This window comes from Cytobacillus gottheilii, assembly GCF_900166665.1.
GTDB classification, from domain to species: Bacteria; Bacillota; Bacilli; order Bacillales; family Cytobacillaceae; genus Cytobacillus; species Cytobacillus gottheilii_A.
Genome location: NZ_LT800494.1, coordinates 2,841,769 through 2,852,305, shown reverse-complemented (window position 1 = coordinate 2,852,305; position 10,537 = coordinate 2,841,769). Strand labels below are relative to the sequence as shown.

Below are 10,537 nucleotides of genomic sequence, written 5' to 3'. Positions count from 1 at the left end.
CCGCACTGAATGAAGGCAGAGACGTGTTTGCAATTCCAGGTAATGTAGCTGATCCGCAATCCGAGGGAACAAACGAGCTAATCCAAAAAGGAGCAAAGTTAATTATGAAGGCAGAAGACATTCTGGAAGAGCTTAATTACAAGTGAAAATCTTTGAGAGCAAATAGTCTTTTTTAGCTAAAATAGAACTTTTTATAAATAATTACAGTCAAAAATAAAGGAATTTGTGTAAAAAGCTTGAATTTCTATAAAAACTGTTATACATTTTGCAACAGATGTTTGTCACCGATTTCATTTTCTTAAAGACTGTAATATGATGCTTAATTAGATGAATGTAGAGTGAATATTCAATGAAATGATTATTCAGTTTTAAGGTTAAATTTGACAAAGCTGAATAACATGATGAATAATAATGAGTATTTCATGGACTTCTGAATAAATGTAAATCAAAATATAGTTAAAAAAGGCTCTTTTCTAAAAGTTTGTTGTTTTTGGATAAGTTTTCTATTGGATAAAAGACTCGTTGATTGGAGCAGAAGGTGCGAGACTCCTGCGGGAGAAGTGGGATAGGTGAGACCCCGCAGGAGCGTAAGTGACGAGGAGGCTCAGCGCCCACCCGCGGAAAGCGAGCGCCTGGAGCGGAAATCAACTTCTGCTCATTTAAGTTCACAGCAACCATGTTTACGAAAACAGCTTAAAAAAATCGATAAATAAGGGAATCATGATCATAATGAAAAAATTAACCCCTCTTAAGGAGGACAATAGATGTCTGAGTTTTTAGTAATAGTAGAATCACCAGCAAAAGCAAAAACGATCGAGCGTTATCTCGGCAAAAAATATAAAGTGAAAGCATCGATGGGACATGTCCGAGACCTGCCCAAAAGCCAAATGGGTGTAGATGTTGAAAATAATTTCGAACCTAAATATATTACTATTCGCGGCAAAGGCCCTGTTCTAAAAGAATTAAAAACAGCTGCCAAAAAAGCAAAAAAAATCTACCTCGCGGCTGACCCGGATCGTGAAGGGGAAGCAATTGCCTGGCATTTAGCACATAGTCTGGATATCGATATTGCTTCTGATTGCCGAGTTGTATTTAATGAAATTACAAAAGATGCAATAAAAGAGTCCTTCAAGCATCCGCGTGCCATTAATATGGACCTCGTTGATGCTCAGCAGGCCAGAAGAATGTTAGATAGACTGGTAGGCTACAATATTAGTCCGCTATTATGGAAAAAGGTAAAGAAGGGCTTAAGCGCAGGAAGAGTTCAGTCTGTTGCAGTAAGATTAATTATTGACCGTGAAAATGAAATTAAGCAATTTACTCCAGAAGAGTATTGGTCAATAGATGGTGAATTCCTTAAAGGGAAAACGGCTTTTGAAGCTTCTTTTTATGGAATAGATGGGAAAAAAGTTGAATTAGGTTCAGAGGCTGAGGTAAAAGATGTATTGAAGAAAATGAAAGGAAACAGCTTTACAGTTTCTTCCGTAACGAAAAAAGAAAGAAAACGAAATGCCGCTGTTCCTTTTACAACTTCTTCCCTTCAGCAGGAGGCTGCGCGTAAGCTCAACTTCCGTGCCAAAAAGACAATGATGCTTGCTCAGCAGCTGTATGAGGGAATTGACTTAGGCAAAGAAGGCACAGTAGGTCTCATCACGTATATGAGAACAGACTCGACAAGAATATCCGAAGTGGCTCAAACAGAAGCTGCTAATTATATCGAACAGACCTTTGGGAAGGAATTCCTTTCAGCAGATAAAAAGAAAGAAAAGAAGAATGCCAATACTCAAGACGCCCATGAAGCGATTAGACCGACAAGCACGTTAAAAGAGCCATCCGGATTGAAGGAGTATTTATCTCGAGATCAGCTTCGGTTATACAGACTGATCTGGGAGCGGTTCGTTGCCAGTCAAATGGCTCCAGCGATTATGGATACGATGAGTGTTGATTTAAAAAATGGCCCGGTTATTTTTAGAGCAACAGGCTCAAAAGTGAAATTCCAGGGTTTCATGAAAGTTTATGTGGAAGGTTCGGATGACCAATCAGAAGAGAAAAATAATATGCTGCCAAACCTTCAGGAAGGAGACGAGGTTCTTAAAAAAGATATTGAACCGAAGCAGCATTTTACACAGCCTCCGCCAAGATATACAGAGGCAAGGCTTGTAAGAACAATGGAAGAACTGGGAATTGGCCGCCCATCCACATTTGCTCCGACCTTGGATACCATTCAAAAGCGAGGCTATGTTTCACTCGATAATAAGCGCTTTATTCCGACTGAGCTCGGCGAAATCGTTTTAGAGCTTATATTGGAATTTTTCCCTGACATCCTTGATGTTGAGTTTACTGCCAAGATGGAGCAGGATCTTGATTACATTGAAGAAGGCAAAATAAACTGGGTGAAAATAATAGACGATTTCTATGGGGACTTTGAAAAACATTTAGAAGTAGCAGAAAAGGAAATGCAATCTGTCGAGATTAAAGATGAACCTGCCGGTGAAGACTGTGAAATGTGCGGCAGCCCAATGGTCTTTAAAATGGGACGATACGGAAAGTTTATGGCTTGCAGCAATTTTCCAGATTGCCGGAACACAAAACCAATTGTAAAAGAAATCGGTGTGAAGTGTCCGAAGTGTAAGGAAGGCAATATAATAGAAAGAAAAAGTAAAAAGAAACGTATTTTCTATGGCTGTGATCGTTTTCCGGAGTGTGACTTTATTTCCTGGGATAAGCCGCTTGCCCGCAGCTGTCCAAAATGTGAAAACACACTAGTGGAGAAAAAGCTTAAAAAAGGCGTCCAAGTACAATGTGTTGAATGTGACTATAAAGAAGAACCTCAAAAGTAAGAGCAGGCAAACGCCTGCTCTTTTCAATTATTTAGGAGGATAAAACCTGTATTTATGGGGCTGTTGAGGAGAATTTCAGAGAAAAGAGAGCTCTTGCTTTCCTTTTTCCGAATCGTGTTGTACAATGCAGATTGGATATTTAACATATTCCTGTTGAAAAAGGAATAGTAAATGCTTTTAAAACCGAAAATGAGCGTATTAAAACAAAATGAAACGAATCGTCGATCTAAAACGTATATAAGACATTGGATCGTAATTTATATCCAATCAAAGGTTTACATAGATGATCTTCTGTATAAAGCATTTTGCAAAAGTTTTCTTTGAGTATATCACACGCTTTATCGCTTTAAAGTATAGTTGGGATGATTATGCATGCTATAGATTGTCTTCGTCAGCATGATTGTTCGATATTGGAGGTATTTAAATTGGAAAATAAAGTCGTAAATGTAGTTGGAGCCGGTTTAGCTGGAAGTGAAGCAGCATGGCAGATTGCAAACCGCGGAATCCAGGTTCGCTTATATGAGATGAGACCAGTTAAACAGACGCCTGCTCACCATACTGATAAATTTGCTGAACTGGTCTGCAGCAACTCTCTGCGTGCGAACAATTTAACCAATGCAGTAGGTGTCCTAAAAGAAGAAATGAGAAATCTGAACTCGGTGATTATTAACTCTGCCGACCAAAGTGCTGTTCCTGCTGGTGGAGCGCTTGCGGTTGACCGTCATGACTTTGCGGGCCGTGTTACTGAGCAAGTGAAAAATCATCCGAATGTAACTGTTATTCAAGAAGAAGTAACCGAAATTCCTGAAGGCCCAACCGTAATTGCAACCGGTCCGCTGACAAGTCCTGCTTTATCCGAAAAACTAAAGCAGCTGTCAGGTGAAGAGTATTTATACTTTTATGATGCAGCCGCACCAATTATTGAAAAAGATTCCATTAATATGGACAAAGTATACTTAAAATCCCGTTATGACAAAGGGGAAGCAGCATACTTGAACTGCCCAATGACTGAAGAGGAATTTGAAACCTTTTATCAGGCGTTAGTATCAGCGGAGACGGTTCCTTTAAAAGAATTTGAAAAAGAGATCTTTTTTGAAGGCTGCATGCCGATTGAAGTAATGGCGGGCCGCGGGAAAAAGACAATGCTTTTTGGTCCCATGAAGCCAGTTGGTTTAGAGGATCCTAAAACAGGGAAACGTCCATTTGCAGTTGTACAGCTGCGCCAGGATGATGCAGCAGGAACTCTTTATAATATTGTAGGCTTCCAAACGCATTTAAAATGGGGACCTCAGAAAGAAGTTATTCGCTTAATACCAGGGCTGGAGAATGCTGAAATTGTCCGTTACGGTGTAATGCACAGAAACACATTTATTAATTCGCCTAAAGTTCTGCGTGCCACATATCAATTCCAGAATCGTTCGGATCTGTTCTTTGCAGGCCAAATGACTGGAGTAGAAGGCTATGTTGAATCGGCAGCGAGCGGATTAGTTGCTGGGATTAATGCAGCAAGACTCGTCGAAGGCAAGGATCCTGTTGAATTCCCGCATGAGACAGCGATTGGCAGCATGGCTCGTTATATTACAACAGCCAACTCGAAAAACTTCCAGCCTATGAACGCTAACTTTGGTTTATTCCCTGATTTACCTGTGAAAATAAAAGGGAAAAGTGAAAGAAATGAACAGCATGCAAATAGAGCATTACAAACAATTCAGAACTTTGTGAAAAATTTGTAAAGTTCCTTGCAAGAGCTGCTGATGTGTGATAATATTTAGTAGCTCTTGCGAGGTGATTCCATTGAATGTAAACGTTTCTTTAAATCTATTTATTGAATATTTACAAATCGAAAAGAATTATTCACAATACACTATTGAACATTATCACTATGATATTCGTGAATTTTTCTTGTTCATGTCTGAACAAGGGATTGAAACAATCAATCAGGTTCAATATAGTGACGTGAGAATTTTTTTAACAGATCTTTATAATAAGAAGCTGAAAAGAAAATCGGTAGCCCGAAAAATTTCTTGTCTCCGCAGCTTTTTTAAATTCCTTGTAAGGGAAAAGATCATTGAAGAGAATCCATTTTCACTTGTGTCTATTCCAAAAAGCGAGAAAAGACTGCCGCAGTTTTTTTACGAAGAAGAGCTTCGGGTCTTGTTTGAAGCCTGTGAAACGGACACAGCCCTAGGACAGCGTAATAAAGCGCTGCTGGAGCTGCTTTATGCAACAGGCATGCGTGTAGGTGAATGTACGAAGATCCGCTTGAAAGACTTGGATTTTCACATTTCTACTGTGCTTGTCCATGGGAAAGGAAGCAAGGATCGTTATATTCCCTTTGGCAGTTTTGCTCATGAAGCACTGCAGACTTATATACATAATGGCAGAGAAGAATTGCTTAAAGGCGGAGAAAATGATTATTTGTTTTTAAATTACCGCGGGAATGCTATCAGCGAACGAGGCATCCGCAATGTCCTTGATAAATTGATTGAAAAATCATCTCTAACAGGGAAAATTCATCCCCATATGCTGCGTCATACCTTTGCTACTCATCTACTGGCAAATGGAGCAGATATGCGGACCGTACAAGAGCTATTAGGGCATGCTTTCTTATCTTCTACTCAAGTTTATACACATGTAACGAATGAATACTTGCGAAATACATACATGACACATCATCCTAGAGCTTAAAATTTGTCATAACTGTTTTGTTTTTTGGTTATTAATGAATATAGATCTTTTAATGGGCGTTTTACCCTATTAAATAAATGACTCTCCAGAAGGAGGAATTAGGATGTCTCAATTTCATGCAACAACAATCTTTGCTGTACAGCATAATGGTGAATGCGCAATGGCTGGTGATGGACAGGTTACATTCGGTAATGCGGTTGTGATGAAGCACACGGCCAAAAAGGTTAGAAAGCTTTTTAATGGGAAAGTGGTTGCCGGATTTGCTGGATCTGTTGCTGATGCCTTTACATTATTTGAAAAGTTTGAAGGGAAACTTGAAGAATATAATGGGAATTTGCAAAGAGCGGCTGTAGAGCTTGCAAAAGAGTGGAGAAGTGACAGAGTGCTTCGAAAACTGGAAGCAATGCTGATCGTCATGAATGCTGAAAGCCTCTTACTTATTTCAGGCACAGGGGAAGTTATAGAACCGGATGATGGTATTTTAGCTATTGGTTCAGGCGGTAACTATGCTCTATCTGCCGGCAGATCTTTAAAGAGGTATGCAGGAGAACATTTAACTGCTAAAGAAATTGCCAAAGCTTCGCTCGAAATGGCTGCAGAAATTTGTGTATATACAAACCATAATATCGTTGTAGAAGAATTATAGAGGGGAGTGCTCAAAATGGCAAAAGGAACAAATTTAACACCAAGGCAAATTGTGGATCGTTTAGATCAGTATATTATTGGGCAGAAGGATGCAAAGAAAGCAGTCGCTGTTGCTTTGCGCAATCGCTATCGCAGAGCACTATTAGATGAAGAGCTTCGCGATGAAATCAGTCCAAAAAATATTTTGATGATTGGGCCTACTGGTGTCGGGAAAACTGAAATTGCAAGAAGAATGGCTAAATTAGTTGGTGCACCATTTGTTAAAGTCGAAGCAACTAAGTTTACGGAAGTAGGCTATGTTGGCCGAGATGTTGAATCAATGGTAAGAGATCTGGTCGAAACGTCTGTACGGCTTGTAAAAGAAGAGAAGATGGCCAGTGTAAAAGAGCGTGCAGAAGAAAATGCAAACCGCAGGCTCGTTTCTCTGCTGGTGCCAAGCAGTAAGAAAAATACTGCTTATAAAAATCCGCTGGAGATGCTATTTGGAGGCGGAAATGACCAAACTGAACAAGAACAGTCAAATAATGAAGACATTTCTTTACAGGAAAAACGCAAAGTCATCAAAATGAAGCTAGAGCTTGGCGAACTTGAAAATGAAATGATCACTGTTGAGGTTGAAGAACAGCAGCCATCAATGTTTGATATGCTCCAGGGTTCAGGTATGGAACAAATGGGCATGAATATGCAGGACGCACTTAGCGGCTTTATGCCAAAGAAGAAAAAGAAGCGCAAGCTGACGGTACGAGAAGCAAGAAAGGTTCTAACAAATGAAGAGGCACAAAAGCTGATTGACATGGATGAGGTTGGCCAGGAAGCTGTTTTTAGAGCGGAACAGTCTGGAATTATTTTTATTGATGAAATTGATAAAATTGCCAGTAAAAATAGCGGCGGATCTTCTGCAGATGTATCAAGAGAAGGTGTGCAAAGAGACATTCTTCCAGTTGTGGAAGGGTCAACGGTTGTAACCAAATATGGTTCTGTTAAAACAGATCATGTCCTATTTATGGCGGCTGGAGCGTTTCATATTGCAAAGCCTTCTGATTTAATACCGGAATTGCAGGGTCGTTTTCCAATCCGTGTGGAGCTTACAAAGCTTACGGTTGATGATTTCTTTAAAATCCTCGTTGAACCGGATAATGCCCTTATTAAGCAATATCAGGCTTTATTAGAAACAGAGGGTATACAAATTGAATTTTCTGACGATGCTATTCGTAGGATTGCTCAATTTGCATTTGATGTGAACCAAAATACGGATAATATCGGTGCTAGACGACTTCATACGATTTTGGAGAAGCTGCTTGAAGACTTATCTTTTGAAGCGCCAGACGTGACTATGGAAAAAATCACAATCACTCCGCAATATGTGGAGGAAAAACTGGGTGCCATTTCTAGAAACAAGGACTTAAGCCAGTTCATTCTATAAGTCGTTTTAAAGTGATTAGTAAGGGTATTATGAAAACACTCCTGCATTGAATAAACGTTTAGCGCAGAGTTTTTACTACGGCTATTTTCATCGATCCCTTTTGACCAAAATCTAAAGGGACCGATAACCATATACACGAAAACAGCCTCAAAATATGATAATTGTTAATTGTGTTAGCAAATAGGAGGAAGTAAGAATGGATTTATTATCAAAAACAAGAAAGATTAATGCAATGCTTCAAAAAGCTGCTGGAAAACCGGTTAATTTCAAAGAGATGTCTGAAACGTTAAGTGAAGTCATTGAAGCGAACATTTTCGTTGTTAGCCGCCGCGGTAAGCTGCTAGGTTATGCTGCCAATCAGCAAATTGAAAATGAGCGTATGAAAAAAATGCTTGAAGAACGTCAATTTCCTGAAGAGTATACTAAAAACTTATTCAGCATCCAAGAAACTTCTTCTAACTTGGACATTAACAGCGAGTACACAGCGTTCCCAGTAGAAAATAAAGATCTTTTTCGTGAAGGCTTAACGACAATTGTACCAATTATTGGCGGTGGAGAACGTCTTGGCACATTGATCTTGGCTCGTGTTGAAGAACAGTTCCATGATGACGATTTAATTTTAGCAGAATATGGAGCTACTGTAGTTGGTATGGAAATTCTGCGTGAAAAAGCAGAAGAAATCGAAGAAGAAGCTAGAAGCAAAGCAGTTGTTCAAATGGCAATTAGCTCTCTATCTTATAGTGAATTAGAAGCGATCGAGCATATTTTTGAAGAATTAAATGGTAATGAAGGATTGCTTGTTGCTTCTAAAATTGCGGACCGTGTCGGCATCACAAGATCTGTCATTGTTAATGCTTTGAGAAAGCTTGAAAGTGCTGGTGTCATTGAATCCCGTTCATTAGGAATGAAGGGAACTTACATTAAAGTTCTCAATGATAAATTCTTATTCGAGCTTGAAAAATTGAAGTCAAACTAAAAAATTTCAAAAAGTATCCAGTTGAACTGGATGCTTTTTTTTTATACTATCGAGATTGTAGATCACGAACTTAAATACATTTAAATAAAATGTTCTTTCTTCTGTAGATACAGTGATTTTCCAATACAAGCCCGTTCCATTGCGCTGCGGACACTCCCTTTCCGCGGGGAGGAAGCTGAGCCTCCTCGTCGCTGACGCTCCTGCGGGGTCTCACCCTTTCCTCTACTTCCCGCAGGAGTTGAGTGTCCTCCGCTTCATTTCACTCAAGTTTAAAAAGTAAACTTAATATAAATAACGACTGTTAGAAGGTAGTTTGGTTAGACACTTAAGTGTTAACCTCTATTTTCATTAGAAGCTTTTAAAAAGATTGTAATAAATTTTCTTACAAGCCAACTGGCTGATATATTTCAATTATTACGAAATGCTAATGAGAGCATAAAATTCTTAAAAATAGTATTTTAGTCTTATTTCAAGGTGAATTATTATCCAATTGAGTAAAAACTCCTATATTGTGTTTCTGTGTATAACAGCATATAATCTCAGTAAGGATATTATTCGACAAAAAACGAGTTTGTTGATTTCTGGCAGCAGAGAGAAAAGTCATATGTGAAAATGAAGGAAAATAGTCCGAATGAATCACTAAAATTAACAGAAAGCACATAGACTTATTATTTCAAATTCATTACAATTAGATTTAAGTTGAAAATTGTCGTATTTCGTCGGAGAGTAGGAAAAATGAGGAAAATTAATGATTAGGAATACGAGGTGGCAAAGATGAAACTATTTTCAGGAACAATCTCGACGCTTGAAGGTGCATTAAATTACTCTTCATTAAAACAAAAAGTGATTTCACAAAATATAGCAAATGTAGACACACCTGGATATAAGGCGAAAGATGTCAGCTTTAAGGAAACATTAAATGAAGCTGTGGCAGGTTCTCAAAAGGCATATCGGACAGATGTTAGACATTACGATTTTAAAACGAATTCCACGCCGAACGGAATAGTCTCACAACGTAATGTATCTTATAACCACTCCGGAAACAGTGTAGATATTGACAAAGAAATGTCTGATTTAGCGACAAATCAGATCTATTATAATGCTTTGGTTGATCGCATGAGCGGGAAATTATCAAGTTTGCAAAACGTTCTTAAGGGAGGCAGATAAACATGACAATCTTTCATAGCATGAATACGACATCTTCTGCCTTAACTGCTCAAAGGCTCCGTATGGATGTTATCTCATCTAATATGGCAAATGTTGATTCAACAAGAGGTGTGAATGGCGGCGAAACATATCGCAGAAAATCAGTTGTCATGCAGCCAAAAGAAGGCCAATTTTCTTCCTTTCTGAATAAAGCAATGGGACGATCCAGTCAAACAGGGATCGGAAATGGAGTAAAAGTAACTGAAGTAGTTGAAGATGAAACTCCATTTAAGATGGTTTATGATCCAACACACCCAGATGCAAATGAGGATGGGTATGTGGAAATGCCAAATGTAGACCCGCTTAGAGAAATGGTGGACCTAATTAGTGCAACCAGATCGTATGAAGCGAACGTAACGGTGTTTAATGCATCGAAAAATATGATGATGAAGTCATTAGAGATCGGGAAATAAGGGAGGAACTAGAACATGAATAATGTAACATTTTCACCTGTGTCGCAATCTGTTCAGACTTTAAACAATACAACAGTAAATCGTACTACACCATTCGAAGCGCAGAAGGATTTTGCGTCCGTCCTAAAGGATTCTATTAATAAAGTAAATGAGACACAAATTCAATCGGACAAGCTAACTGAGAAATTAGCTCGTGGAGAGAATGTTGATTTGCACCAGGTAATGATTGCATCGCAAAAAGCGAGTGTAACCATGACAGCTACTCTTGAAATACGCAACAAAGTGATTGAAGCATATCAAGAGATGATGAGAATGCAAGTTTAATAGATAAATATATTAATTGGAC

General features: G+C 38.8%; 9 protein-coding genes. All 9 read left to right on the top strand.

The genetic code is table 11. The annotated features are described in order from the left end of the window. The first annotated feature begins 764 nt into the window (after positions 1–764). The 9 genes from topA to fliE all read left to right on the top strand — a co-directional run bounded on the left by topA (position 765) and on the right by fliE (position 10,515). Positions 765–2,840, top strand: a complete 2,076-nt coding sequence (gene topA, locus B7E07_RS14075) for a type I DNA topoisomerase (protein WP_080846458.1) — start codon at positions 765–767, stop codon at positions 2,838–2,840. Between the two features lie 425 nt (positions 2,841–3,265). Beyond that, positions 3,266–4,573 (top strand): FADH(2)-oxidizing methylenetetrahydrofolate--tRNA-(uracil(54)-C(5))-methyltransferase TrmFO, encoded by a 1,308-nt coding sequence (gene trmFO / locus B7E07_RS14070; protein WP_176215207.1) that lies wholly within the window; start codon positions 3,266–3,268, stop codon positions 4,571–4,573. A 55-nt stretch (positions 4,574–4,628) separates the two neighbouring features. Beyond that, positions 4,629–5,528 carry a tyrosine recombinase XerC gene (gene xerC / locus B7E07_RS14065; protein WP_080849200.1) on the top strand — a complete coding sequence of 300 codons (900 nt, stop codon included), beginning with the start codon at positions 4,629–4,631 and terminating at the stop codon, positions 5,526–5,528. Positions 5,529–5,631: 103 nt separating this feature from the next. Beyond that, positions 5,632–6,174, top strand: coding sequence for an ATP-dependent protease subunit HslV (gene hslV / locus B7E07_RS14060; protein ID WP_080846456.1), 543 nt, complete (start codon positions 5,632–5,634; stop codon positions 6,172–6,174). Positions 6,175–6,189: 15 nt separating this feature from the next. Then, positions 6,190–7,596, top strand: a complete 1,407-nt coding sequence (hslU, locus tag B7E07_RS14055; RefSeq protein ID WP_080846455.1) for an HslU--HslV peptidase ATPase subunit — start codon at positions 6,190–6,192, stop codon at positions 7,594–7,596. Between the two features lie 196 nt (positions 7,597–7,792). Beyond that, entirely contained in the window at positions 7,793–8,572 is a 780-nt protein-coding gene (codY, locus tag B7E07_RS14050) for a GTP-sensing pleiotropic transcriptional regulator CodY (protein WP_080846454.1), read from the top strand. A 774-nt stretch (positions 8,573–9,346) separates the two neighbouring features. Then, positions 9,347–9,739, top strand: a complete 393-nt coding sequence (gene flgB / locus B7E07_RS14045) for a flagellar basal body rod protein FlgB (protein WP_080846453.1) — start codon at positions 9,347–9,349, stop codon at positions 9,737–9,739. A gap of 2 nt (positions 9,740–9,741) precedes the next feature. Continuing rightward, positions 9,742–10,191, top strand: a complete 450-nt coding sequence (flgC, locus tag B7E07_RS14040; RefSeq protein ID WP_080846452.1) for a flagellar basal body rod protein FlgC — start codon at positions 9,742–9,744, stop codon at positions 10,189–10,191. Between the two features lie 15 nt (positions 10,192–10,206). Further along, a complete protein-coding gene (fliE, locus tag B7E07_RS14035; protein WP_080846451.1) occupies positions 10,207–10,515 on the top strand; it encodes a flagellar hook-basal body complex protein FliE in 309 nt (102 codons plus the stop codon). Positions 10,516–10,537: the final 22 nt, after the last annotated feature.

Coding starts and splice junctions, on each gene's coding strand:
- topA (WP_080846458.1), top strand. CDS start 765: ATGTCTGAGTTTTTAGTAATAGTAGAATCACCAGCAAAAGCAAAAACG.
- flgC (WP_080846452.1), top strand. CDS start 9,742: ATGACAATCTTTCATAGCATGAATACGACATCTTCTGCCTTAACTGCT.
- codY (WP_080846454.1), top strand. CDS start 7,793: ATGGATTTATTATCAAAAACAAGAAAGATTAATGCAATGCTTCAAAAA.
- flgB (WP_080846453.1), top strand. CDS start 9,347: ATGAAACTATTTTCAGGAACAATCTCGACGCTTGAAGGTGCATTAAAT.
- fliE (WP_080846451.1), top strand. CDS start 10,207: ATGAATAATGTAACATTTTCACCTGTGTCGCAATCTGTTCAGACTTTA.
- hslU (WP_080846455.1), top strand. CDS start 6,190: ATGGCAAAAGGAACAAATTTAACACCAAGGCAAATTGTGGATCGTTTA.
- hslV (WP_080846456.1), top strand. CDS start 5,632: ATGTCTCAATTTCATGCAACAACAATCTTTGCTGTACAGCATAATGGT.